Source organism: Polymorphospora sp. NPDC051019 (genome assembly GCF_040683055.1).
In the GTDB taxonomy this organism is placed as follows: domain Bacteria; phylum Actinomycetota; class Actinomycetes; order Mycobacteriales; family Micromonosporaceae; genus Polymorphospora; species Polymorphospora lycopeni.
Genome location: NZ_JBFBCH010000001.1, coordinates 329486 through 353720, shown reverse-complemented (window position 1 = coordinate 353720; position 24235 = coordinate 329486). Strand labels below are relative to the sequence as shown.

Here is a 24235-nt window from a genome sequence, read left to right as displayed (position 1 = left end):
AGGCGCGAGCCTCCGGCCGCGGACCCCGCAAGGGAGGACCTGGTCCCGATGGCCCAGCTCACCGAAAGCCCACCGCGGCCCCCGCGCAAGGCCCAGGCGCCGCAGCCGCCTCCACGCCGCAGGCTGCTCGACGTCCTGGACCGCTACGACCGCTACATCCTGCCGGCGCCGGCCCTGATCGTCGTCGTGGCGATGCTGGCGTTCCCGATCGGCTACACCATCTATCTCAGCTTCCACGAGTGGTCCGGCGGGCTGCGCCCACCGGAGTTCGTCGGCCTGGACAACCTGACCCGGTCGCTGACCGACGGCCAGTTCTGGGGAAGCATCTGGCGGACCGTCTACTTCGTCACGCTCTCGGTCGGCCTGCAGGTCATTCTCGGTGTCGGGGCGGCGCTGCTGTTCCACCAGCGGTTCCCCGGCCGGGGGATGGCCCGTACCTTCTTCATGTTCCCGATGATCGCGACGCCGGCCGCCGTCGCCCTCGTCTGGAAGATGATGTTCGACCCGACCATCGGCATCCTCAACTACATCGTGCAGTCCGTCGGTGGGCCGACCCTGCTGTGGATCAGCGACGCCAACCTCGTCATCCCGGCACTGGCCATCGTGGACACGTGGATGTGGACGCCGCTGGTGATGCTGATCGTGCTGGCCGGGCTGGCCGCCCTGCCGCAGGAACCGTTCGAGGCGGCCAAGGTCGACGGCGCCGGGCCGATCCGCACCTTCGTCAGCGTCACGCTGCCGCTGCTGAGCCCGGTCATCCTCGTCGCCGCCCTCTTCCGGCTCATCGACGCCATCAAGACGTTCGACATCATCAAAGTCATCACCGACGGCGGTCCCGGCACCGCGTCGGAGACCCTCAACCTGTACGCCTTCAAGCAGGGCCTGTCGTACCTGCACTTCGGGTACGGGTCGATGCTGCTGGTCTGGCTGACCCTGCTGGTCTTCGTCGTCGCGATCGTCTTCACCCGCCTCCGGGCCCGTACCGACCAGGGGTGAACCGATGTCCCAGACCCTGACCCCGCACCGACCGACCGCGAAGCCGGCGGCCCGGCCGGCGGCCAAACCCCGGCGCCGGGGCTCGATCCTCGGCCGGATCGGGCTCGCCGTCGCCGTCACCGTCGCGCTCGCCCCGGCCCTGTTCGTGTTCTTCTGGATGCTGACCTCGTCGTTCAAGCAGCAGGTCGACATCTACACGATCCCGCCGAAGTGGTTCGACTTCACGCCCACCCTGGACAACTACCGGGAGGCACTGACCCGCACCCCGTTCGGCCGCTACATGACGAACAGCCTGGTCGTCGCCGCCTGCTCCAGCCTGCTCGGGCTGGCGATCGGGGTGCCGGCGGCGTACAGCATCGCCCGCTACCGGCAGACGAAGCTGTCGCTGTCGCTGCTGACCGCCCGGCTGCTGCCCGGCGTCGCCTACCTGGTGCCGTTCTTCGTCGCGTTCACCGCGCTGCGGATGGTCGGCACCTACCCGGCGCTGATCCTGTCGCACGTCATCATCACGTTCCCGCTCACCGTCTTCATCATGGTGAACTTCTTCGCCGCCCTGCCCGAGGAGGTCTACGACGCGGCGCAGGTCGACGGGTGCGGGAAGCTGGAGACGTTCTGGCGGATCGCCGTACCGCTGACCCGGCCCGGCATGCTCACCGCCGGAATCCTCGCGTTCATCTTCTCCTGGAACGACTTCAAGATGGCGCTCATCCTCTCCGACGGCGACAGCCGCACCCTGCCGGTCGCCGTCTTCAACTTCGTCCACGAGGCGTCCCTGGACTGGGGGCCGATGATGGCCTACGCCTCGATCATCATGCTGCCCGTCTTCGTCCTCACCCTCGCCGCGCAGCGGCACATCGTCACCGGAATGACCATGGGCAGCGTCAAGTGACCAACACCTCGGGAGGCACCATGACCAGCACCGTACCCAGCGTCGTCAGCCGCGCCGCCGGCAACGGCCGGGTGATCGCCGCGAGCATCAAGCCGGGCGCCCAGCTGACCGACTCGATCGAGCAGGTCTGCCGCGACCATGGCGTGCACACCGCCGTCATCCTCTCGGTGATCGGCACCATCCAGGAGGTCTACCTGCGCAACCCGCGCGACATCACCACCCTGCCGATCCACCGCGAGCACGAGTTCGCCGACGAGATCGACACCGTCGTGCTCCAGCGCCCGATGGAGATCCTGTCCATCCAGGGCAACGTCACCACCCTCGACGGCAAGCTCTGGGCGCACTGCCACGCCCTGTTCTCCGAGGCCGGCGGCAACGTACGCGGCGGGCACGTCTTCCGGGCCACCATCTGGAGCCAGGGCGAGGTCTTCCTCCAGGAACTGACCGACATCCGCATCGACCGCGAGTACGACCGGGAGGTCACCGGCCTGCCGCAGATCCGCCTGCACGGCTGCGACGCCGGACCCGCCGATGGCCGGTGACCCCTGCCTGCTCGGCGTCGACATCGGCACGTCGAGCAGCAAGGGCGTGCTCACCGACCCGGCCGGCACGGTGCTGGCCACCGCGACCCGCCCGCACGGCGTGTCGCGGCCCCGGCCGGGCCGGGTCGAGCACGATCCGGAGGCGGTCTGGTGGGCCGACTTCGTCGCCGTCGTGGCGGACCTGCTCGCGGCGGCGCCCGGACCGGTCGCCGCCGTGGCGGTCAGCGGCATCGGCCCGTGTGTCCTGCCGGCGACCGCCGGCGGGCGGCCGCTGCGCCCGGCGATCCTGTACGGCGTCGACACCCGGGCCACCGCCGAGATCGCCGAGCTGACCGACCTGATCGGCGCCGACGAGATCGTCCGGCGCGGCGGCAACCGGCTGACCAGCCAGGCCGTCGGCCCCAAACTGGCCTGGATCCGGCGGCACGAGCCCGACGTCTGGTCGCGTACCCGCCGGTTCTTCATGGCCAGCTCGTTCCTGGTCCACCGGCTCACCGGCGAGTACGTCCTCGACCACCACTCGGCGAGCCAGAGCGACCCGCTCTACGACCTGCACGCGCAGGCGTGGCTCGACGACCTGGCCACGGAGATCGCGCCCGGGCTGGAACTGCCCCGGCCGCTGTGGCCGGCCGAGACCGCCGGCACGGTGACCGCCGCCGCGGCCGCCGCCACCGGCCTGCCCGCAGGCATCCCGGTCACCGCCGGCACCGTCGACGCCTGGGCCGAGTCGGTCAGCGTCGGCGCTACCCGGCCCGGCGACCTGATGCTGATGTACGGCACCACGATGTTCCTCACCCGGGTGGTGCCCGCGCCGGTGGTCCACCCGAAAATGTGGGCGACGACCGGCGTCTTCCCGGGCAGCTTCTGCGTCGCCGGCGGGATGGCCACCTCCGGCGCGGTGGTCGAGTGGCTGCGCGGGCTGACCGGCGGCACCGACTACGAACGGCTGACCGCCGAGGCCGCCGCCGTGCCCGCCGGCGCCGACGGGCTGGTGGTGCTGCCGTACTTCGCCGGGGAACGCACCCCGCTGTTCGACGAGCGGGCGCGCGGTGTCGTCGCCGGGCTGACCCTCGACCACGGGCGCGGGCACCTCTACCGGGCGGTGCTGGAGGGGACCGCGTACGCGGTGCGGCACCATCTGGACGAGATGGCCGGTTCGCTGGCGCCGCCGGACCGGGTCATCGCGGTCGGCGGCGGCGCCCGGTTGCTGTGGACCCGGATCGTCTCCGACGTCACCGGCCGGCCGCAGCTCGTCCCCGAGCAGACGATCGGGGCCAGCTACGGCGACGCGTACCTCGCCGGGCTCGCGGTCGGGCTGGTCGGCCGCGACGAGGACTGGACCCGGTGGGCCGGCCGGGTCGAACCCGATCCGGCCACCGCCGACACCTACCGGCGCGGCTACACGGCCTACCGCGACCTGTATCCGGCGACCCGGGACATCGTCCACACGCTGGGGTGAACGGCCGGCCGGCGTCAGGCGGCGCCGGGCCGGCGGCCGGGCTGCCAGAGCACTTCCGGCGCCCCCTCGGCGGCGGCCCGGGCGAGGATGAACAGCAGGTCGGAGAGGCGGTTGAGATACCGGGTCACCTCCGGGTTCACGTCGGGCACGGCCAGCGCCCGGCGCTCCGCGCGCCGGCAGACGGTCCGGCACACGTGCAGCCGCGCCGACAGCGGCGTGCCGCCGGGCAGCACGAACGACCGCAGCGCGGGCAGATCGGCGTTGACCCGGTCGCAGATCTCCTCCAGCCATGCGACGTACGACCCGTCGACCCGGGGTCCGTCGTCCGGCGCCGGCCCGGCCGCCGGCCCGCCGCCGGGGCGGCTGACGTCGGCGCCGATGTCGAACAGGTCGTTCTGGACCTGGCGCAGCCAGCCGGCGTACCCGTCGGGGAGGTCACCGGGCGTGGCGACGGCGACGCCGACGGCGGCGGTCAGTTCGTCGACGGCCCCGCCGGCCTCGACCCGTGGGTCGGTCTTCGGCACCCGGGTCAGGTCGGCGAGGTGGGTCCGGCCGTCGTCGCCGGTACGGGTGTAGATGCGGGTGAGATGTACGGACATGGCCATCGTCTCCAGGGTGTCGAGCAGGTCGTCGGTGGTCGGGGCCCGGTCGTGTTCGAGCTGGTCGATCACGTCGTCGAGCCGGCCGTGCAGCCGCCGGGTGTGCGCGAGCTGCTCCCTGATCCGCTCCCGGTGCAGCCGGGCGGTGGTGAGCAGCGAGTCCGGGTCGTCGGCGGCGAGCACCGCCTCGATCTCGGGCAGCGGCAGGCCGAGCCCGCGTAGCGCCAGCACCCGGTAGAGGCGGGTGACGTCGTCCCCCGTGTAGCGCCGGTGCCCGCTGCCGGTGCGTCCCGAGCACGGCACCAGCCCGGTCCGGTCGTAGTGGTGCAGGGTACGGACGGTGACGCCGGCGGCGCGGGCGAGCGCACCGACCGACCACAGGCGTTCCGGTCGGCTCATGCGCCGAAAGTTACGACATGACGCAACGTCAGGTTCAACGGTGGAATCGGACATGCCGCTACGTCAGGTTCGACGGCGGTACGGCCGCCGACACGTACGTTCGTACGCATCGACGGTCCGGGCGGCGCGGACCGGGCCGCCTAGGCTGACCGGCATGGGGACACGACGGGTGGATCCGGAACGCCGGGACCGCATCATCGACGCCGCGCTCGCCCTGATCGCCGAGGAGGGGGTCGCCGGCATCTCGCACCGCAAGGTCGCCCGGCGGGCCGACGTCCCGCTCGGCTCGATGACCTACCACTTCGAGGGGATGGGCGAACTGCTCCGCGAGGCGTTCACCCGGTTCGCCGGCACGGTCAGCGCCCGCTTCGAGGAACGGCTGGCCACGGCCCGCGACGCCGACGAGGCGCGGGCGGCCGTCGCCGACTTCGTCCACCACGACGACCCGGGCAACCCCCGCGAACTGGTGCTGACCCACGAGCTGTACACCCTCGCCGCCCGCGAGCCCGCCTACCGGGAGCTGACCCGGGCCTGGATGGGACGCAGCCGCGAGATCCTGGAACGCCACTTCGACCCGGCGACGGCCCGGCAGTTGGACGCGCTCGTCGAGGGGCTGACGATCCACCGGGCGCTGGACACCACCCCGGCCGACCGCGCGCTGACCGTCGACGCCATCGCGCGGATCACGGCCGCACCCGTGGCGCGGCGGCCGGACGGGCCGGAGCCGGCGGGGCTGGAGGCGCTCCGGACCCGGATGCTCTCCGGCCGGATGTACGACGACACCGCGCGGGAACTGGTCGAGGCCCGGCGGCGGACGGTGCTGCTGACCGACGAGTACAACGCCAGCTTCGGCCGGCCGCCGGCCGACCGCGAACGGATCCTGCGCCGGCTGCTGGCCGCCGTCGGCCGCGACTGCCACTTCGAGCCGACGTTCCGCTGCGAGTTCGGGTTCAACATCCGTATCGGCGACAACTTCTACGCCAACTTCGACTGCGTCCTGCTGGATGGCGGCGGCATCACCATCGGCGACGACGTGCTGTTCGGGCCACGGGTCGGCGTCTACACCTCCAATCACGCGATCGACGCGGCCGAACGGGCCGCCGGCGCCTGCTACGCCAAGCCGGTCGTGATCGGCGACCGGGTGTGGATCGGCGGCGACGTCACGGTCAACCAGGGCGTGATCATCGGGGCCGGCTCGATCGTCGGCTCCGGCAGCGTGGTCACGAAGTCCGTCCCGGCCGGTGTGGTCGCCGCCGGCAACCCGGCCCGGGTGCTCCGCGAGATCACCGACGCGGACCGGACCGGTTTCCGGCCCTGACCGGCCGGCCAACTGTGTACGATCGTACGCATGACTGACGGTCGGTCCATGCGGGAGCGGATGCTCGCCGGCGATCTCTACCTCGCCGACGACCCCGAGCTGGCGGAACTCCTCCACCGCGCGGCCGGGCTGATGGACGCGTACAACGCGAACCCGCTGCCGGCGGCCGACGAGCGGCGCCGGCTGCTGACCGAGCTGCTGGGCGAGATCGGCGAGGGAACCGAGATCCGGCCACCGCTGCGGGTCGACTACGGCGGGCAGATCCGCATCGGAGCCCGCTGCTTCGCCAACTTCGGACTGGTCGCGCTCGACGTCGCCGCGATCACCATCGGTGACGACGTCCAGATCGGGGCGAACGTCCAGCTCCTGACGCCCACCCACCCGATCGAGCCGGTGCTCCGCCGGCAGAAGTGGGAGGCCGCCAAGCCGATCACCATCGGCGACAACGTCTGGCTCGGCAGCGGGGCCATCGTGCTGCCCGGCGTGACGATCGGCGAGAACACGGTGGTCGGTGCGGGCGCGGTCGTCACCCGGGACCTGCCCGCCAACGTCGTCGCGGTCGGCAACCCGGCGCGGGTCGTACGGGAGATCGACCCGGACGCCCCGGTCACCGACCCCCGCTCGGGCTGAAGCGGGAGGCGGTCACCGGTAGCCGGTGACGTCGGCGGGCTTCCCGGCGTCCTGGACCTCGACGACGTACCGCCAGCAGTCGGGCCGGGAGCCGTCGAGGTCGGTGAAGCCGTACTCGGCGGCGAGCCCTCCGCTCGACAGCGAATGGCCGTTCCACCGGGCCCGGTCGGGGTCGGTGGCGAGGGCGGCGACGGCGCGGCCGACGAACCGGGGCGTCTCCGAGATGGCGAAGTGCGGTTCCCGGTCGAGGGCGTCCCGCCAGTTCTCCTCGGCGACGCCGAACATGTCGAGCATGATCTCCGACCGCATCCAGCCGGGGGTCAGCGCGACGGCGGTGGCGCCGTACGGGGCGAGGTCCTTGGCGTGTGCCCAGCCGAGCCGGCCGACGGCGGTCTTGGCGAGGTCGTAGAACGGCGACAGCCGGTAGTTGGCGGCGTTGTACTCGGCGGTGCCGTCGGTCATCTCGACGAGCAGGCCGCCGGGCCGCTCGATGAGCAGCGGCAGCGCGTGGTGCGCGGTGATCAGGTGGGTGTCGATCGCGAGCCGCAGCTGGCGCAGCCCCTTGTCGAGATCGTGCTTCCAGACCGGGGTGTTCCACTCCGTCAGGTATTCGCCGCCCCAGATGTCGTTGACCAGGACGTCGAGCCGGCCGGACTCGGTGCGGATCCGGTCGACCAGCGCGGCGACCTCGGCCGGGACGAGGTGGTCGACCCGGACCGGGATGCCGACCCCGCCCGCCTCGTCGACCAGGGCGGCGGTCTCCTCGATCGTCTCCGCGCGGCCGTACTCCGACCGTTGGGCGGCGGTGGTGCGCCCGGTCACGTACACCCGCGCGCCGACCGCGCCCAGTTCGACGGCGATGCCGCGCCCGGCCCCGCGGGTGCCGCCCGCCACCAGGGCGACGATCTGAGAGTCGGTCATGTGGTGCCTCCCCACTGTTTCATAAACGACCGTTTGTTTATATACTGGCGTCATGCCACGCCGCAAATCAGTCCCCGACGAGCGGGTCCTGGACGACGTCCTCGGCCTCATCGAACGCGATGGCGGGGCGCCGTCGTTCGCGACCGTCGCGGCCACGTCCGGGCTTTCCCCCGCCACCCTCGTCCAGCGCTTCGGGACGAAGGAGGCCATGGTCACGGCCGCGCTCGGCCGGGCCTGGGACCGCCTGGAGGCGCGGACCGAGGGGGCCGTCGCCGCCATGGCACCCGGCCCGGCCGGGGCCGTCGACCTGCTGGTCGAACTCAGCGAGGACTACGACACCGATCGCTACGTGGACGGCCTCGTGCTGCTGCGCGAAGACCTCCGCCGGCCGGAGACCAGGGCCCGCGGGCTCGCCTGGCTGCACCGCCTGGCGGCCGTCGTCGACGCGGCCGTCGCCGGCCACACCGGTGCGGACCAGGGGGTCGGGCGGCTGCTGGTGTCGTTGTGGCAGGGCGAACTCGCCTGGTGGGGATTTGCCGGGCAGGGGCGGGCCGGCGAACACGTACGGCCCCGGCTCGAACAGCTCCTGCGATCCGTCCTGTCGCCGCCGGAGCCCGGGGCGGACCGCCGGTAGCCCGTCGCGCACGTTCGGCGGGCCACCGGCGGCGCGGGGTCACCGGCCCAGCTCCGGCCCGAACAGCTCCGATGTGGACAACGGCAGGTGGGTTTCGAACGGCAGGTACGGCAGGGTCGCCCGGTCGGCGTCGACGTCGTACCGCGGTTGGTAGCCCAGGCGCAGGTAGAGCGCCTCGGCCTCCGGCTGGCGGGGGCCGGTGGTGAGCCAGATCCGGCGGTAGCCGCGACGGACCGCCTCCGCCTCCAGCTCGCGCATCACCTGGCGGGCCAGGCCCTGGCGGCGGTGTCCCGAGTCGGTCCACACCCGCTTGATCTCGGCGGTCTCGCGGTCGTGCCGGCGGAAGGCGCCACCGGCCACGGCCGTGCCGTCCGCCGTGACCAGCAGCAGGAACGCGCCGTGCGGCGGGGCGAAGTCGCCGGCCGGGTACCGCGTCATCTCCTCGTTGGGGCCGTACCGGCTGCGGTATTCGTGGGTCAGCTCGTCGAGCAGCGGCCGGGCCGCCGGGTCGTTCGGGCTGGTGTAGCGGATGGTCAGTCCCCGGGCCGGCACGTCAGCTCCGCGGCAGCCCGGGCGGATTGATCTCGGCGGCCGGGATCGCCTCGCCGCCGAGCCCCCACCGGGCCAGCACCCGCGCGTACGTGCCGTCCTGGATGACCGCGTCGAGGGCGGCGTCCAGCGCCTCGACGAACCCGTTGCCCTTCTGCGTCATCGCCGCGATCTGGGCCGGCACCTCGCCGCCGCCGGGAACGATGCCCACGACCTTGGTCCTTCCGCTGACGGCCGCGTGGTAGGCGACCGACGGGTTCGGCCCGAAGAACGCGTCGATCCGGCCGGACAGCAGGGCGAGCTGGTAGTCGGCCGAGTTCTGGTAGTAGGTGATCTTCACCGGGGCGAGGCCGGCGGCCCTGTTCTGCTCGTCCCAGCGCAACAGGACCTCCTCCTGGTTGGTGCCGGAGCCGACCGAGACGTTCAGCCCGGCGATGTCGGCCGGCTTCTCGATCCGGTCGATGCCGCCGTCGACACGGACCTCCCAGCCCAGCGAGTCGACCCGGTAGGTGGCGAAGTCGTAGAGGTCCTTGCGTTCCTCGGTGACCGTGATGTTGGAGAAGCCGACCTCGTTCTGCCCGGAGCGCACCGCCAGGAAGATGTTGTCCCAGGAGGTGGGGCGAAGGTCCAGTTCCAGCCCCAGTACGTCGGCGACGAGTTGGGCGATGTCCGGCTCGACCCCGATCAGGGTGCGGTCGTCGTCGGCCCGGAAGAACAGCGGCGGGGTCTGCCCGGCGCTGATCCCGACGCTGAGTTTGCCGTCCGCCGCGATGGCCGCGGGCACCTTGGCCGCGACGGCGTCGACCTTCGTGCCGCGTACCCGGTTCTGTTCGGGACTGGTGTTGATCACGGTCGAGCCGGGCCGGTCCCCGGCGGTGGCCACCGGCTCGTCGTCCGGGGTGCCGCAGGCGGCGAGCGCCAGCAGGGTGGCCAGGGCCAGCGTGCCGGCCAGGGACCGGCGTGGTCGGGTGCGGGGCATGCGGACTCCTTGGAGGGGGATCGGTGGGTCACAGGACCTTCGCCAGGAACGAGCGGGTCCGTTCGTGCTTCGGTCGGTCGAGCACCTCGTCGGGCGGGCCCTGTTCGACGATCACGCCGCCGTCCATGAAGACGACGGTGTCGGCGACCTCGCGGGCGAAGCCGATCTCGTGCGTGACGACGACCATCGTGGTGCCGGCCCGGGCCAGGTCCTTCATCACTTCCAGGACCTCGCCGACCAGTTCCGGGTCCAGGGCCGAGGTCGGCTCGTCGAAGAGCAGCACCTTCGGGCGCAGGGCGAGGGCGCGGGCGATCGCGACCCGCTGCTGCTGCCCGCCGGACAGCCGGCGCGGGTAGGCGTCGGCCCGGTCGGCCAGGCCGACCCGGTCGAGCAGTTCGGCGGCGAGTTCGCGCACCTCCCGCCGGGGCCGGCCCTGCGCCGCCACCGGTGCCTCGGCGACGTTCTCCAACGCGGTCAGGTGCGGGAAGAGGTTGAAGTTCTGGAAGACGAACCCGATGTGGGTGCGCTGGCGCAGGATCTCCCGTTCCTTCAGTTCCCGCAGCCGGTTGCCGGTACGGCGGTATCCGATCAGTTCGCCGTCGATGCGTACCGAGCCGCGGTTGACCTTCTCGAGGTGATTCACGCAGCGAAGCAGCGTGGACTTGCCGGATCCGGACGGGCCGAGGACGACGACGACCTCGCCGGCCCGGACCCGTAGGTCGATTCCGCGCAGCACCTCCAGCGGGCCGAAGCTCTTGTGGATGCCGCGCAGTTCGACCATCGGCCGTGGCGGGGCGCTCACCGCTCACCCGCCAGGTCCGCCGCGAACTGCTCACGGCCGGCGCGGCGTTGCCGCCGGGCCGCCGCGACGGTGCCGGCGAACCGGCGGACCCGCTGCAGCGGCGTGGGTGGGAGCGTCCGTACCGCGCCGCGGGCGTAGTGCCGCTCGACGTGGTACTGCACGATCGACAGGACGGTGGTCAGCAGGAGATACCAGATCGCCGCGACCAGCAGCAGCGCGATGACCCGGCCGTTGCGGGCGTAGATCACCTGCACCTGGTAGAAGAGTTCCGGGATGGCCATGATGTAGACGACCGAGGTCCCCTTGACCATGCCGATGATCTCGTTGCCGGCGTTGGGCACGATGCTCCGCATCGCCTGTGGCAGCAGGATCCGCCGGACCTGACGGCCGCGGGGGATGCCGAGCGCGGCGGCAGCCTCCAGTTGCCCCTGGTCGACCGAGAGGAACCCGGACCGGACGATCTCGGCCGCGTAGGCCGCCTGGTGCAGGGCCAGCCCCAGGGTCGCGGCGGTCATCGGCCCGATCAGGTCCATGGTGCCGACGGCGAAGAACGACGGGCCGAACGGGATCCCGAACGAGATCTGGTCGTACAGCAGTGCCAGGTTGAACCAGAAGAGGAGTTGCAGGATCAGCGGTACGGAGCGGAACAGCCACACGTAGCCCCAGGCGACGGTGGTCAGCAGCGGGCTCGCGGACAGCCGCATCAGGGCGATCACGGTGCCGAGCAGGAATCCGAGCACGATGCCGAGCACGGTCAGTCGCAGGGTCACCCCCACCGACCGCAGGACCGTCTCGTAGAAGAGGTACTGGCCGACGAAGTGCCAGTCCCAGGCCGGATTCGTGACGAGTGCGTTGCCGGCCATGGCGATCAGCACCAGCGTCACGGCGGTCGCCGCCCAGCGCCACGGGTGGCGGGCCGGCACCACCTTCAGCGGCTTCTCCCCGGGCTGTGCCTCGGGTGGCCCTGGCCGGTCGATCGCGGGTGCGGGGGCGGTCATCGTGGCCTCCAGGAAGGCCCCGGGCCGGCCGGTGGTCGGGCGGCACGAGACGGCGCGATGCGGCGCCGGACCCGTCGGGGCAGGGGAGAGGTGGTGGGTGGGCGGCGCTTGCGCCGGTGGCTCAGGCGCGGCGTCGGCGGACTGCCCTGTCGCCGACGGTCAGCGCGGACACCGCCCGCCGGCGTATCGCACGAGGTCGATGACGAGCCGGGCGACGAGAAACTCTGCCGCGCGCTTCATGGGCTCGATGTTTGTCAATCACGTGGGCCGTGTCAATGGGTGTCTCAGATTTGGTATCCGGACTGCTGGACTATGTTGATGACAGTGCTGGCCAGGATGAATACTGCCCTATATTCCATGGGGTGAGTGGGAGATGGAACTGTTACGGCGATTGCTGGAATGGGAACATCGTTAAATGCGCAGGTCGGGGTGATTGTCGGCGCGGAAATGCGCTGTCCGGGGCGCCCGGGCTACCGCTCGACGCGTCCGAGCCAGGTGGTCAGCAGCGCCTCCAGGTGGGCCGCCTCCTGCGGGGTGAGGGCGTCGAGCAGGCGGCGCTCGTTGCGCATGTGCTCGGTGAACGCCTGGTCGATCAGCCGCCGGCCGGCCGGGGTCAGTGCGACCACCCGGCCACGGCCGTCACTGCCGCTGCGGCGCCGGGTGACCAGGCCGTCGCGTTCGAGCCGGTCGATGCGCTTGGTCATCGCCCCGGTGGTGACCATCGTGAACCGGGCGAGTTCGCCGGGGGCCCGCTCGTACGGTTCGCCGGCCCGGCGCAGGGCGGCGAGCACGTCGAATTCGCCCTCGCCGAGGCCGTGCCGGTGGTAGACGACGCAGAGTTCCTCGGTCAGGTGGGCGGCGAGCCGGTGCAGGCGTCCGATGACACCCTGCGGCGCCACGTCGACGTCGGGCCGCTCCCGGGCCCACTCCCGCTGGATCCGGGCGACGTGGTCGAGGCGCTGCTCACTCATGGTCGCAGTGTACCTTCCATGGAAGCTACATTGCTTCCATGGAAGGTAATTTCCGGTGGAGCCTGGTGACCGCGATCGCGCCGGTGGCCTGGGGCACGACCTACTACGTCACCCACCAGTTCCTGCCCGCCGACCAGCCGCTCTACGGGGCGGTGATCCGGGCCCTGCCGGCCGGCCTGCTGCTGCTCGCCGTACGCCGGAAGCTGCCGAGCGGCTCGTGGTGGTGGCGGTCCGCGGTGCTCGGCACGCTGAACATGGGTGCCTTCTTCGCCCTGGTGTACCTGGCCGCACAGGTGTTGCCGACCAGCGTCGCGTCGACCGTCATGGCCACCTCGCCGGTCGCCATGATGATGATCGCCTGGGCGTTGCTCGCCGAACGCCCGCACCTGCTCGCCCTGGCCGGCGCCGGAATGGGGATCGCGGGCGTCGGTCTCATGCTGTTCGCCGGTACGTCGACCGTCGACCCCGTCGGCGTACTGGCCTCGGTGGCGGCGATGGTGATGTCGTCGTTCGGCTACGTCCTGGCCAAGCGGTGGGGCGGTCAGGTCGACGTGCTGGCGTCGACCTCGTGGCAACTCGTGGCCGGCGGCGCCGTCCTGCTGCCGGTCGCGGTCGCCGTGGAGGGGGCGCCGCCGGACCTCGACGTCGCGGCGGTCCTCGCCTTCGGATACGTGACGGTGGTCGCCACCGCGCTCGCCTTCGTCGCCTGGTTCGCCGGCCTGCGGCACCTCAGCGCCGCCGCGGTGGGGCTGATCGGCCTGCTGAACCCGGTGACCGGGGTGCTGCTCGGCACCCTGCTCGCCGCCGAGACGCTCACCGTGCGGCAGGCCGGCGGCATCGCGCTCGTGCTGGTCGGGATCATCCTCGGGCAGCCGGCGGTGGCGGCCCGGCTGACCGGCCGGCCGGGGCGTGGCCGGCGGGTCGGTCCCGGGACCCCGGCGCCCGGCGGGCGGCGCCGCCGGTCGGCACCGACAGCGTGACCCTTCGCAAGGTCGATCGGATCGGCCGAACGGACATTGGAATGCGCTTTCTTGTGGATGGTCAAGACCGGTCCCGGCAAACAGATACTTGTCGAAACATCCGGGCCGTGCGTCGCGGTGCACCGACCACAGTCGACGGTCCATTCAAGATCGGCGGTATCGATGATCGAGGGTACGGTTCTGCCGACCGGCCCGACCACGCACGGGTGGACCGCTGTCGACTTCGCCGCCACCCCGACCGCCTCCGCGCCGATCACCTGGGGACAGCGGGCGCTCTGGATGGCCATCCTGCGCAAGCCCGACTACCAGCCGAAGATCAACCTGCGTCGGGTGGTGGCCGTGCCCCGCCGTGCCCCGGCGGACGTGCTGCGGGCCGTCGGCGCCCTGCTCACCCGGCACAGCTCGCTGCGCACCCGGCTGCGTACGGTCGACGGCGAGCTGCGCCAGGTCGTCGCCGACCGGGGCAGCCAACCGGTGCTGCTGGTGCCCGCCGACACCACCGCCGACGGCGTCCCGACCGACATCCGCGCCGCCGACGGCGTCCGGGCCGACACTCGCGCCGCCGACGTCACCCGGGTCGCCGACGAGACCGCCGCCACACTGGCGTCGACCGCGTTCGACCATGCCGAGGAGCTGCCGCAGCGGATCGCGCTGATCCTGGTCGCCGGGCGGGTCCGCCAGGTCGTGATCGTCTTCAGTCACACCACGGTGGACTTCCGGGCCGCCGAACTGGTCCTGCGCGACCTGCGGCTGCTGCTGCTACGCGGATCGATCGACACCCCGGCCGGGTTGCAGTCGGTCGACGTCGCCCACCGCGAGCACGACACCGCACACCGCCGGCGCGGCGAGCGGGCGGTCACGCACTGGGTGGCCGGCTACGGCCGCCTGCCACGGGAGACCCTGCCCCCGGTCGGCCCGCCGCACTCGCCCCGGTTCCGGCGCGGCGTGCTGGTCTCGGCGGCCGCCGACACCGCCGTACGGATGATCGCCAACCGGCACCAGGTCACCAGCTCGACGGTCATCCTCGCCGCCACCTCGCTGGTCCTGGCGAAGTGGTCCGGCAACGACGTCGTGGGCGTCTACACCATGGTCAGCAACCGTTCGCTGCCCGGCTACGACGAGGCGATCGCCAAACTCAACCAGCTCGGCATGGTCGTCGTCGACCTGGCCGACCGGCCCGCCTTCGCCGACCTGCTGCCCCGGGTCTGGTCCGCGGCGATGAACGCCTACCGGTCGGCGTACTACGACCCGGCCGACATGCGCACCGCGTTCGAGGCGGCCGGCTACCCGTACGCCACCGGCATCAACGCGCACTGCTACCTCAACGACATCCGGCTCACCACCGACGCCGACCTCTTCGGCCACGACACCACCCCGGCCCGGGTCCGCGCCGCGCTGGCCGGGTCGTCGTTCGACTGGACCGAGTCGTTCGACGCGTTCACCTGGCGGACCCGGATCGAGATCGTCGACCGGCCGGGCGGCCTCGGCCTCGCGCTGACCGCCGACACCACCCACCTGCCGCCCGACCGGGCCGAGCGCTTCCTGCGCGACCTGGACCGGCTGCTGGTCGAGGCTGCCTTCCACGACGTGCCGTGGCCATGGCTCTAGCGCCGGCCACCACCCGACCGCGACCGGCACCCACCGCGGCGGTCACCCCGGCCCGTCCCGGCCGGACACCCACCGGCCAGAAGTCACCCGAGGAGTGTGGCGAACGATGATCGAGCTGCCGCTGTCGCCAGCGCAGGAACGACTGTGGTTCCTCGACCGGTTCGATCCGGGCCAGCCCAACAACGTCGCCTTCGCCCGCCGCCTGCACGGCCCGCTCGACCCGGACCTGCTCGCCCGGGCCCTGGCCGTGGTCACCACCCGGCACGAGGCGCTGCGGGCCACGTTCGTCGAACGCGACGGCGCCCCGGTGCAGCTGATCGCCGACCCCGGCGAGTTCGACCTCGAACGCGTCGACCTGTCCGCCGAGCCCGAGCAACTGCGCGAGGACCGTGCCCGCGAGATCGGCTGGGACTACTTCGACACCCGGTTCGACCTGGCCGCCGGGCCGCTGATCCGGGCCGCGCTGCTCAGGTTCGCCGCCGACGACCACCTGCTGGTCATCGTCGTCCACCACGTCGTCTTCGACGGCGCCTCCCAGGCGATCCTGATCGCCGACCTCGGCATCGCCTACGGCGCCCTGCTCACCGGCACCGAGCCGGCGTTCACCCCGCTGCCGGTCGGCTGGGGCGACTACGTACGCGAGCAGGCCGACCAGCCGCCCGGCAAGACCGAACAGGACCTCGCCTACTGGCGCGAGCGGCTCGCCGACGCACCCGCCCTGACCCTGCCGACCGACCTGCCCCGGCCGCTGTTCAAGACCCCGCGCACCGAACGGGTGCACCACCGGATCGCCGGCGACCTGGCCGGTCAGGTGCAGCGGCTGGCCCGCAGCCAGCGCTGCACCCCGTACATGGTGCTGCTCACCGCCTGGCAGCTGCTGCTCGGCCGGCACGCCGGACAGACCGACGTCAGCGTCGGCTCGGCCAGCGCCGGCCGGTCCCGCACCGAACTCGAACCGCTCGTCGGCTGCTTCGTGCACACCCTGGTCATGCGCGGCGACCTGTCCGGCGACCCCACCGTCGCCGAACTGCTGCGCCGCACCCGCACCACCGCCCTGGAGGCGTACGCGCACCAGCAGATCCTCTTCGAACGGCTGGTCGGCGAACTCGACGTGGCCCGCGACGTCAGCCGCACGCCGCTGTTCGAGACGATGTTCATCCTGCACACCCAGGACAGTCCGGAGATGGACATCCTGCCCGGGATCAAGGGCGCGCCGTTCTCGATCGGCATCACCCAGGTCCTGTTCGACCTGGTGCTCGACGCCTGGATCGGCCCGCAAATGCTGGCCCTGTCGCTGCGCTACGACACCGGCCTGTTCACCCCGGACACCGTGCGCGCCTTCCTGCAACGCTACGAGGTGCTGCTCCGGGCCATGATCGCCACCCCGGACGCGCGGCTGTCCGAACTGCCGATGGACGACGTCGCCGGGCAACGCCAGGTCCTCGCCTGGGGCCAGGGGCCACGCCGCCGCTACAGCGGCACCGTACCGGGCCTGTTCGCCGCCCGGGCGGCCGCGCACCCGGACGCGCCGGCCGTCGACGACCAGACGTACGGCGACCTCGACGCCCGGGCCAACCGGATCGCCCGGCACCTGGCCGGGCTCGGCGCCGGGCCGGGCACCGTCGTCGGCATCTGCCTGGACCGCGGCCCCGACCTGGTCGCCACCCTGCTGGCCGTCTGGCGCTGTGGCGCCGCCTACCTGCCGCTCGACCCGAACCTGCCGGCCGCCCGGCTGTCCTGGCTGCGTGCCGACGCCGGCGCCACCCACCTGGTCACCCGGCGCGGCGTGGCTCCCGACCACGACCCCGCCGGGTACGCCCACGTCGTCGACCTCGCCGACGACCCGGCCGCGGACGAGCCGGCCGACGCCGTCGAACCCCGGTACGATCCGCAGGCGCTGGCCTACGTCCTGCACACCTCCGGCTCCACCGGCCGGCCCAAGGGCGTCGAGGTGTCGCACGCCGCGCTGACCAACCTGCTGCTGTCGATGCGCGACACGCTCGGCAGCGGTCCGTCCGACGTGTGGCTCGGGATCACCTCGCTGTCGTTCGACATCAGCGGCCTGGAGCTCTACCTGCCGCTGGTCACCGGTGCCCGGCTGGTCCTCGTGCCCGAGGACAGCCTCCGGGACGGCGTCGCCGTCGTCCGGATCGCCCACGACAACGCGGTCACCCACGTGCAGGCCACCCCGTCCGGCTGGCGGATGCTGCTCGACGCCGGCTTCAACACGCCGACGGTGACCGCGCTGACCGGCGGCGAGGCGCTGCCACCCCGGCTCGCCCGCGAGCTGCGGCCCCGGGTGCGCCGCCTGGTCAACGTGTACGGCCCGACCGAGACGACGATCTGGTCCACGGCCGGCGAGATCGCCGACGCCGCCTCGGAGATCACCCTCGGTGGCCCGCTCGCCAACACCCAGCTCTACGTCGTCGACGCGGCACTGCGGCCGGTGCCGGTCGGCGTACCCGGCGAACTGCTGATCGGCGGCGCCGGTGTCGCGCTCGGCTACCGGGGCCGGCCGGAACTGACCGCGCAACGGTTCGTCCCGGACCCGTACGGGCCACCCGGCGCCCGCCTCTACCGCACCGGTGACCGGGTCCGCTGGCTGCGCGGCGGCAGGCTGGAGTTCCTCGGCCGGGTCGACCACCAGGTGAAGATCCGCGGCCACCGCATCGAACTCGGCGAGATCGAGACCCGGCTCAGCGGACACCCCGACGTGCACCTGGCCGCCGTCGTCACCGCGGGGGAGGGGCACGACGCCCGGCTGGTCGGCTACGTCACCGCCGCCCCCGGCGCCGAGCCGTCCAGCCGGCAGCTGCGCGCCCACCTGGCCGAGGAGCTGCCCGCCTACATGGTTCCCGGCCAGGTCGTCGTGCTCGACGCCATGCCGCTGAACACCGCCGGCAAGATCGACCGCCGCAACCTGCCCGCCGCCGAGGCCGGCGACCTCGAGGTACGCGAGTACGTCGCACCCCGTACCGAACTGGAGGAGATGGTCACCGCCACCTGGGGCGAGGTGCTCGGCCGCGAGCAGGTCGGCGTCCTCGACGACTTCTTCGACATCGGCGGCCACTCGCTGCTGGCGACCCGGGTCGTCGCCCGGCTCGGCGCCGCCCTCGGCCTGGAGGTGCCGATCCGGGTGCTGTTCCTGCACTCCACCGCCGAGACGTTCGCCGCCGCCGTCGAGGAACTGCTCGTCGCCGACGTCGAACAGCTCTCCGACGACGAGGTCGAAAGCCTGCTCGACGGCGGGGTGGCCCGGTGACCGTCACCGCACCCCGGCCGGGCGGCCTGTCCGAGCAACGCCGGGCCCTGATCGCCCAGCGGCTGCGCCGGGCGGCGGCGGCCACCGCCACAGCGCCGGCGGCGATCCCGCGCCGGCCGGACGGGGACCCGCCCGCCGTCTCGTTCGGGCAGGAGCGGCTCTGGTTCATGGAGCAGCTCAACCCGGACACGACCGCGTACGTGATGCGGGCCGCCATCCGGCTCCAGGGCCGGCTGCACCTCGACGCCCTGCGGGCCGCCCTCGGCGACCTCGCCGACCGCCACGAGAGCCTGCGTACCAGCTTCCCAATCTCGGACACCGGCCTGCCGACCGTCCACATCGCACCGACCGTGGAGATCCCGTTCCGGTTCGTGCCGCACGACCCGGCCGCCGGACCCGACGTGCTCGGCTGGGCCCGGATCCTGACCACCCGGGACGCCGGCCCGTTCGACCTCACCCGGGCCCCGCTGCTGCGGGCCATGGTCGTCGAGATCGGCCCCGACGACCACGTGCTGCACATCGCCATGCACCACGCGATCAGCGACGGCTGGTCGCGTCCGGTCCTGCTCGGCGACTGGGCCGCCCTCTACGCCGCCCGGCTCGGCCGGTCCCCGGCGCCACCACCGCTACCCATCGGCTACGCCGACTACGCCGCCTGGCAGCGCGAACGCCTGGACGGCCCGGCCGGCGAGGCGGACCTCGCCTACTGGCGGCGGACGCTGTCCGGCGTACCGCCGCTGGACCTGCCGACCGACCGGCCCCGCCCGCCGGAGATGGGCATCGACGGCGCCGGCCTCAAGGTCCGCTTCCCGGACGAGTTGATCGAGGCGCTGCGCCACCTCGGCCGCGAACACCAGGCGACCCTGTTCATGACCCTGCTCGCCGGCCTGCACACCCTCCTGCACCGGGCCACCGGGCAGCGCGACTTCGCGGTCGGCTCACCGGTCGCCGGCCGGATCCGCCCCGAGCTGGAGAACCTGGTCGGGCTCTTCGTCAACATGCTGTCGCTGCGGGCCGGCATCGGCGCCACGACGACCTTCGCCGACCTGCTCGACCAGACCCGCGACCGGGTCCTGGAGGCCCTCAGCCACCAGGAACTGCCGTTCGAACGGCTGGTCCAGGACCTCAACGTCGAACGCGACACCAGCCGGTCCCCGATCTTCCAGGTCCTCTTCGGCATGCACAACTCCGAGGGGCCGGCCGGCACCTGGCCGGACGGCCTCACCGCGCTGCGCTACGGCCTGCAGATCACCAGCACCAAGCACGACCTCTCGCTCTACGTCGACGAACGCTACGACGGCATGTGGGCCGTCTTCGGCTACCGCACCGACCTGTTCGACGAATCCACGATCGCCCGGCTCGCCGCCCAGTACGTACGGCTGCTCACCCACGCCACCCGCGACCCCGAGGCGCTACTGTCCGAACTGGACCTGATGAGCGCCGAGCGGCGGTCGGCCGTGCTCGCCCTCGGCACCCCGCCGCCCGTACCCGCCGCCGCCGGCACCCTCGCCGACGTCGTCAGCCCGCACGTCACCGCGACCCCCGACGCCCCGGCGATCGTCGCCGCCGGCACGACCACCAGCTACCGCGACCTCGACGCCGCCGCCAACCGGCTCGCCAACTGGCTGCGCGGCCGGGGCGTCGGGCGCGGCGCGCTCGTCGGCGTCTGCCTCGAACAGTCCGCCGAACTGGCCTCGGCGCTGCTCGGCGTGCTGCGTGCCGGTGCCGCCTACGTACCGCTCGACGCCGAACTGCCGCCGGCCCGCCTCGCCGCCATGGTCGACGACGCCCGGCCCGCCCTGGTCCTCACCACCGCCGAACTCACCGACCTGTTCGGCGCCGCACCCACCGTCGCCCTCGACCGGGTACGCGACGAGATCGCCGCCCGGCCGGCGACCCACCCCGGACCGGTCGCCGGCCCCGGCGACCTCGCATACGTCATCTACACCTCCGGCTCCACCGGCCGGCCCAAGGGCGTCGGCGTCGCCCACCGGCAGGTCCGCAACTACCTCGCCGACGTCGCCGAACGCTTCGCAGCCGTACCCGGCGCCAACTGGGCCCTGCCACAGTCGCTGTCGTTCGACTTCGCCGTCACCGTCTTCTACCTCGGCCTGGCGACCGGCGGCGCCGTCCACCTCGTGCCGCGCCGCTGCACCGGCGACGAACTCGCCACCTACCTGCGGGAACACCGCGTCGACTACCTGAAGATGACCCCGTCGCACCTCGCCGCCCTCGCCGTCGAGGTGCCGCCGGCCGACCTGGTCCCGGCCCGCGCGCTGATCCTCGGCGGCGAGGCGTCCCGGCTCGACTGGGCCGCCTCCCTCGCCACCGGCGGCGCCCGGGTCGTCAACCACTACGGCCCGACCGAGGCCACCGTCGGCGTCACCACCTACCCCGTTCCCGCCGGCGCCGACGGGACCGGTGCCACCCCGATCGGCACCCCGCTGCCACACGCCCGGGTCTACGTCCTCGACGACCGCCTGCGCCCCGTCCCGGTCGGCGCCACCGGCGAGATCCACCTCGGCGGTGACCGGCTCGCCCGCGGCTACCTCAACCAGCCCGGGCTGACCGCCACCCGGTTCGTCGCCGACCCGTACGCCGCCGGGCCCGGCGCCCGCATGTACGCCACCGGCGACCTCGGCCGCTGGCGCCCCGACGGCCAGCTCGAATTCCTCGGCCGCCGCGACGGGCAGGTCAAGGTGCGCGGCTACCGGGTCGAACTCGGCGACGTCGAAGCCGCCCTGACCGGCTGCCCCGGCGTCGGCGCCGCCGTCGCGACGCTGCGCGACGACCGGCTCGTCGGCTACCTCCAGCGCGAACCCGACCGGCCCGACACCGACCCCGCCACCCTGCGCCGGCTGCTCGCCGAGACCCTGCCGGAATACATGATCCCCAACCTGTTCGTCTGGCTGGACCGGTTGCCGCTGCAGGAACACGGCAAGGTCGACCGGAAGGCCCTGCCCGAGCCGGCCGCCGCCGTCTCCACCGTCGAACACGTCGAGCCGGACGGGCCGGTCGAGACCGCGATCGCCGAGATCTGGGCCGAGGTCCTGCGCGTCGAACGGGTCGGCGCCCTCGACGACTTCTTCGACCTCGGCGGCCACTCCCTGCTCGCCACCCAGGTCGTCGCCCGGCTGCGCCGCACGCTGACCACCGACCGGCCGATCAGCGTCATGGACGTCTTCCGCTGCCGCACCGTACGCGCCCTCGCCGCCCTCGCCACCGGCGAGGACACCTCGACGACCGGCCGGCTGCTGCACGAACTGACCCGCCGCCCCACCGGCCCCCGGCTGCGCTCCTACGTCTGCGTCCCGTACGGCGGCGCCAACGCCGTCGTCTACCAGCCGCTCGCCGACGCGCTGCCCGACGGGCACAGCCTCTACGCCGTCGCCGTACCCGGCCACGACATCGGGCTCGCCGAGGAGATCGAACCGGTCACCGTCACCGCGCAGAAGTGCGTCGACGAGATCCTGGCCACCGTCACCGGACCACTCGTCGTCTACGGCCACTGCGGCCCCGGCGGCGCCCTCGCCGTCGAGATCGCCCGCCGGCTGGAGGAGGCCGGCCGCGAACTCGACGCCGTCTACCTCGGTGGCATCTTCCCGTTCGCCCGGCCGGTCGGCGGCCTCACCGGCTGGCTGTCCAGGCTACGGCTGCGGGAACGGTTCCGCGGCGACCGGGTCTACGCCAACTGGTTGCAGGGCATGGGCGCCGACCTCGGCGCCCTCGACGAGGAACAGCGCCGGTTCCTGATCCGGGCCATGCGGCACGACGCCGAGGCCGCCGAGGACTACTTCACCGACCTGCTGCACAAGCGGGTGACCCCGCTGCGGGCACCGATCATCTCGGTGGTCGGCGACCGCGACCCCGGCACCGAATACCACGAGGAACGCTTCCGCGAGTGGCACTTCCTCTCCGGCACGACCGCCCTGGTCGTGCTCGCCGAGGCCGGGCACTACTTCGCCAAGTTCCGGGCCGGCGAACTCGCCCGCATCCTCACCGGCGTCGACCGGGAGCTGGCCGCCGGTCCGGCCGGCACCGTCGAGCGGCCCGCGCCGGCCGGACCCGCGCCGGCCGCCTCCTGGGAACTGGCCGACGTCTCCCGCACCGCCGCCGCACCGGCCGACACCGGACGGCAGCCCGGAATGCGCCGCTTCCTCACCGTCGCCACCGGCCAGATCGTCTCGGCCACCGGCTCGGCGCTCACCGGCTTCGCCGTACCACTGTGGACATACCTGGAGACCGGCTCGCTGATCCGGTTCGCACTGTTCGCCGTACTCGGTCAGGTGCCCGGCATCCTCGTCGCCCCGATCGCCGGCGCGATCATCGACCGCAGCGACCGCCGGCTGGCCATGCTCGCCGGCGACATCGCCGCGCTCGCGGCCATCGCCACCTTCGCCGCCCTCTACTGGACCGACAACCTGGTGCCCTGGCACATCTACGCCTTCGTCGGCTGGCTGTCGGTCGCATTGACCTTCCAGCGCCTGGCCTACCTGTCGGCCGTACCGCAGCTCGTCCCCAAGCGATACCTCGGCCACGCCAACGGCATGGTGCAACTCGCCGGCGGCGTCGCGCAGTTCCTCGTGCCGCTGGTCGCCGTCGGCCTCATCGCCAGCATCGGGCTCGGGGGCATCCTGCTGATCGACCTGGTCAGCTACGCGTTCGTGACCACCGTGCTGCTCATCGTCCGGTTCCCGAGCACGATGGCCCGACGGCGCCGGGAGAGCCTGCTCGCCGAGATCACCGGCGGGCTGCGCTACACCGTACGGCACCGCAACTTCCGCGCCATGGTGCTCTTCTTCGCCGCCTTCAACCTCTTCCTCGCCCCGATGTTCCTGCTGCTGTCGCCGCTCGTGCTCGCCTTCGCCCCGCTGGAGTCGGTGGCCCGCGTCTCGCTCGCCGGTGGCGCCGGCGCCCTGCTCGGCGGCGGCATCATGGCGATCTGGGGCGGCCCGAGTCACCGCCGGATGCGCGGCATGCTCCTGATGACGTTCGTCTTCGCCGGAGCCGGTCTGCTCACCGGCCTGCGACCCAGCATCGCCATGGTCGCCGCCGGCGCACTGGGCATGTCACTGTCGCTGTCGGTGATCAACGGCATCTGGCTGACCATCATCCAGACCAAGGTGCCGCAGCGCCTGCACGCCCGGGTCATCGCCCTCAACATGGTCATCGCGCTGTCCACGATGCCGCTCGGCCAGGCCGTGCTCGCCCCGGGCCTCGTCCCGATCTTCGAGCCGCTGCTCGCCGACGGCGGTCCGCTCGCCGGCACCGCCGGCCTGGTCCTCGGCGTCGGGGAGGGGCGGGGCACCGGCCTGCTGTACGTCGTACTCGGGATCTGCGTCGCCGTCGTCGTCGCGGTGTCGTTGCGGATCCGCAGCCTGGCCCGCTTCGACGACGAGGTCGCCGACGCGACACCGGACGACCTGGTCGGCCTGCAGACCTTCGCCGAGCGGACCGCCGCCGACGCGGGCGGCGAGCCGGTGACGGCGGCCGAGTCGCGCCAGCCGGTCAAGGTATGACCGACTCCCGGGCCGGTAGCGGGCCCTGACGTTGCAGCGTTCGCGGGAGGTGGGTGTCGAAGTCGGTGGTCTCCGACAGTGCGGTGAGGGTGACCCCGCGGCGGCGGCGTAGCTCGTGCAGCCGTGGTCCGACCGCGGCCAGCGCGGCATCGAATTCGTGGCTCATCCGGCTCGTCACGG

The 24235-nt window shown here is 72.7% G+C and carries 19 protein-coding genes and 1 pseudogene; 11 read left to right on the top strand and 9 right to left on the bottom strand.

From position 1 onward, the window contains the following. Positions 1-48: 48 nt before the first annotated feature. Genes AB0M79_RS01525 through AB0M79_RS01510 form a run of 4 tightly spaced genes read left to right on the top strand, consistent with a single transcriptional unit; the run spans position 49 to position 3886 of the window. Positions 49-996 carry a sugar ABC transporter permease gene (locus tag AB0M79_RS01525; RefSeq protein ID WP_364206690.1) on the top strand — a complete coding sequence of 316 codons (948 nt, stop codon included), beginning with the start codon at positions 49-51 and terminating at the stop codon, positions 994-996. A 4-nt stretch (positions 997-1000) separates the two neighbouring features. Beyond that, positions 1001-1885 (top strand): carbohydrate ABC transporter permease, encoded by an 885-nt coding sequence (locus tag AB0M79_RS01520; RefSeq protein WP_357541691.1) that lies wholly within the window; start codon positions 1001-1003, stop codon positions 1883-1885. A gap of 20 nt (positions 1886-1905) precedes the next feature. Further along, on the top strand, positions 1906-2427 hold the full coding sequence (locus AB0M79_RS01515) for a PPC domain-containing DNA-binding protein (protein WP_357541693.1): 522 nt from the start codon (positions 1906-1908) through the stop codon (positions 2425-2427). Next, positions 2417-3886, top strand: a complete 1470-nt coding sequence (locus tag AB0M79_RS01510; protein WP_364206687.1) for an FGGY family carbohydrate kinase — start codon at positions 2417-2419, stop codon at positions 3884-3886. Before AB0M79_RS01515 ends, AB0M79_RS01510 begins: the two co-directional genes overlap by 11 nt. A 14-nt stretch (positions 3887-3900) precedes the next feature. Here the strand turns inward: AB0M79_RS01510 and AB0M79_RS01505 are convergent, their stop codons facing one another. Next, positions 3901-4485: a cob(I)yrinic acid a,c-diamide adenosyltransferase gene (locus tag AB0M79_RS01505; protein ID WP_364207594.1), complete on the bottom strand. Its 585-nt coding sequence runs from the start codon at positions 4483-4485 to the stop codon at positions 3901-3903. A gap of 183 nt (positions 4486-4668) precedes the next feature. Then, positions 4669-4884 (bottom strand): annotated as a pseudogene (locus AB0M79_RS01500) (MerR family transcriptional regulator); the annotation flags it as partial. A gap of 154 nt (positions 4885-5038) precedes the next feature. Here AB0M79_RS01500 and AB0M79_RS01495 point away from each other — a divergent pair. Further along, the gene (locus tag AB0M79_RS01495) at positions 5039-6202 is read left to right on the top strand and encodes a maltose acetyltransferase domain-containing protein (RefSeq protein ID WP_364206685.1); all 1164 of its coding nucleotides are present in this window, start codon (positions 5039-5041) and stop codon (positions 6200-6202) included. Positions 6203-6232: 30 nt separating this feature from the next. Continuing rightward, on the top strand, positions 6233-6832 hold the full coding sequence (locus AB0M79_RS01490; RefSeq protein WP_364206683.1) for a sugar O-acetyltransferase: 600 nt from the start codon (positions 6233-6235) through the stop codon (positions 6830-6832). Positions 6833-6844: 12 nt separating this feature from the next. On the opposite strand, the gene AB0M79_RS01485 is transcribed toward AB0M79_RS01490, so the two are convergent. Continuing rightward, positions 6845-7753 carry an SDR family oxidoreductase gene (locus AB0M79_RS01485; RefSeq protein WP_364206681.1) on the bottom strand — a complete coding sequence of 303 codons (909 nt, stop codon included), beginning with the start codon at positions 7751-7753 and terminating at the stop codon, positions 6845-6847. 52 nt (positions 7754-7805) lie between these two features. On the opposite strand from AB0M79_RS01485, the gene AB0M79_RS01480 reads away from it, so the two are divergent. Further along, positions 7806-8387, top strand: coding sequence for a hypothetical protein (locus AB0M79_RS01480; RefSeq protein ID WP_364206679.1), 582 nt, complete (start codon positions 7806-7808; stop codon positions 8385-8387). Between the two features lie 39 nt (positions 8388-8426). Here AB0M79_RS01480 and AB0M79_RS01475 read toward each other — a convergent pair whose 3' ends face one another. From AB0M79_RS01475 to AB0M79_RS01455, 5 genes are all read right to left on the bottom strand, one after another. Next, the gene (locus tag AB0M79_RS01475; protein ID WP_364206677.1) at positions 8427-8939 is read right to left on the bottom strand and encodes a GNAT family N-acetyltransferase; all 513 of its coding nucleotides are present in this window, start codon (positions 8937-8939) and stop codon (positions 8427-8429) included. 1 nt (position 8940) lies between these two features. Then, the gene (locus tag AB0M79_RS01470) at positions 8941-9915 is read right to left on the bottom strand and encodes an ABC transporter substrate-binding protein (protein ID WP_364206675.1); all 975 of its coding nucleotides are present in this window, start codon (positions 9913-9915) and stop codon (positions 8941-8943) included. A gap of 28 nt (positions 9916-9943) precedes the next feature. Then, positions 9944-10696, bottom strand: coding sequence for an amino acid ABC transporter ATP-binding protein (locus tag AB0M79_RS01465; RefSeq protein WP_364207592.1), 753 nt, complete (start codon positions 10694-10696; stop codon positions 9944-9946). A 17-nt stretch (positions 10697-10713) separates the two neighbouring features. Then, positions 10714-11715: an amino acid ABC transporter permease gene (locus AB0M79_RS01460; RefSeq protein WP_364206673.1), complete on the bottom strand. Its 1002-nt coding sequence runs from the start codon at positions 11713-11715 to the stop codon at positions 10714-10716. 470 nt (positions 11716-12185) lie between these two features. Then, the gene (locus AB0M79_RS01455; RefSeq protein ID WP_364206671.1) at positions 12186-12686 is read right to left on the bottom strand and encodes a MarR family transcriptional regulator; all 501 of its coding nucleotides are present in this window, start codon (positions 12684-12686) and stop codon (positions 12186-12188) included. 38 nt (positions 12687-12724) lie between these two features. Here AB0M79_RS01455 and AB0M79_RS01450 point away from each other — a divergent pair, with 38 nt between their 5' ends. From AB0M79_RS01450 to AB0M79_RS01435, 4 genes are all read left to right on the top strand, one after another. Continuing rightward, positions 12725-13666, top strand: coding sequence for an EamA family transporter (locus AB0M79_RS01450; protein ID WP_364206669.1), 942 nt, complete (start codon positions 12725-12727; stop codon positions 13664-13666). 162 nt (positions 13667-13828) lie between these two features. Continuing rightward, positions 13829-15274: a condensation domain-containing protein gene (locus AB0M79_RS01445; protein WP_364206667.1), complete on the top strand. Its 1446-nt coding sequence runs from the start codon at positions 13829-13831 to the stop codon at positions 15272-15274. A gap of 106 nt (positions 15275-15380) precedes the next feature. Continuing rightward, a complete protein-coding gene (locus tag AB0M79_RS01440; RefSeq protein WP_364206665.1) occupies positions 15381-18536 on the top strand; it encodes an amino acid adenylation domain-containing protein in 3156 nt (1051 codons plus the stop codon). Continuing rightward, positions 18533-24055 (top strand): amino acid adenylation domain-containing protein, encoded by a 5523-nt coding sequence (locus AB0M79_RS01435; RefSeq protein ID WP_364206663.1) that lies wholly within the window; start codon positions 18533-18535, stop codon positions 24053-24055. Before AB0M79_RS01440 ends, AB0M79_RS01435 begins: the two co-directional genes overlap by 4 nt. Here AB0M79_RS01435 and AB0M79_RS01430 read toward each other — a convergent pair. Continuing rightward, positions 24045-24221, bottom strand: coding sequence for a hypothetical protein (locus AB0M79_RS01430; RefSeq protein WP_364206661.1), 177 nt, complete (start codon positions 24219-24221; stop codon positions 24045-24047). The two genes, AB0M79_RS01435 and AB0M79_RS01430, sit on opposite strands and share 11 nt — an antisense overlap. Positions 24222-24235 lie beyond the last annotated feature (14 nt).

Excerpts from the sequence above, each read along its gene's own strand:
- AB0M79_RS01525 (WP_364206690.1), top strand. The coding sequence starts at position 49 with ATGGCCCAGCTCACCGAAAGCCCACCGCGGCCCCCGCGCAAGGCCCAG.
- AB0M79_RS01520 (WP_357541691.1), top strand. The coding sequence starts at position 1,001 with ATGTCCCAGACCCTGACCCCGCACCGACCGACCGCGAAGCCGGCGGCC.
- AB0M79_RS01515 (WP_357541693.1), top strand. The coding sequence starts at position 1,906 with ATGACCAGCACCGTACCCAGCGTCGTCAGCCGCGCCGCCGGCAACGGC.
- AB0M79_RS01510 (WP_364206687.1), top strand. The coding sequence starts at position 2,417 with ATGGCCGGTGACCCCTGCCTGCTCGGCGTCGACATCGGCACGTCGAGC.
- AB0M79_RS01505 (WP_364207594.1), bottom strand. The coding sequence starts at position 4,485 with ATGTCCGTACATCTCACCCGCATCTACACCCGTACCGGCGACGACGGC.
- AB0M79_RS01495 (WP_364206685.1), top strand. The coding sequence starts at position 5,039 with ATGGGGACACGACGGGTGGATCCGGAACGCCGGGACCGCATCATCGAC.
- AB0M79_RS01490 (WP_364206683.1), top strand. The coding sequence starts at position 6,233 with ATGACTGACGGTCGGTCCATGCGGGAGCGGATGCTCGCCGGCGATCTC.
- AB0M79_RS01485 (WP_364206681.1), bottom strand. The coding sequence starts at position 7,753 with ATGACCGACTCTCAGATCGTCGCCCTGGTGGCGGGCGGCACCCGCGGG.
- AB0M79_RS01480 (WP_364206679.1), top strand. The coding sequence starts at position 7,806 with ATGCCACGCCGCAAATCAGTCCCCGACGAGCGGGTCCTGGACGACGTC.
- AB0M79_RS01470 (WP_364206675.1), bottom strand. The coding sequence starts at position 9,915 with ATGCCCCGCACCCGACCACGCCGGTCCCTGGCCGGCACGCTGGCCCTG.
- AB0M79_RS01465 (WP_364207592.1), bottom strand. The coding sequence starts at position 10,696 with ATGGTCGAACTGCGCGGCATCCACAAGAGCTTCGGCCCGCTGGAGGTG.
- AB0M79_RS01460 (WP_364206673.1), bottom strand. The coding sequence starts at position 11,715 with ATGACCGCCCCCGCACCCGCGATCGACCGGCCAGGGCCACCCGAGGCA.
- AB0M79_RS01455 (WP_364206671.1), bottom strand. The coding sequence starts at position 12,686 with ATGAGTGAGCAGCGCCTCGACCACGTCGCCCGGATCCAGCGGGAGTGG.
- AB0M79_RS01450 (WP_364206669.1), top strand. The coding sequence starts at position 12,725 with ATGGAAGGTAATTTCCGGTGGAGCCTGGTGACCGCGATCGCGCCGGTG.
- AB0M79_RS01445 (WP_364206667.1), top strand. The coding sequence starts at position 13,829 with ATGATCGAGGGTACGGTTCTGCCGACCGGCCCGACCACGCACGGGTGG.
- AB0M79_RS01440 (WP_364206665.1), top strand. The coding sequence starts at position 15,381 with ATGATCGAGCTGCCGCTGTCGCCAGCGCAGGAACGACTGTGGTTCCTC.
- AB0M79_RS01430 (WP_364206661.1), bottom strand. The coding sequence starts at position 24,221 with ATGAGCCACGAATTCGATGCCGCGCTGGCCGCGGTCGGACCACGGCTG.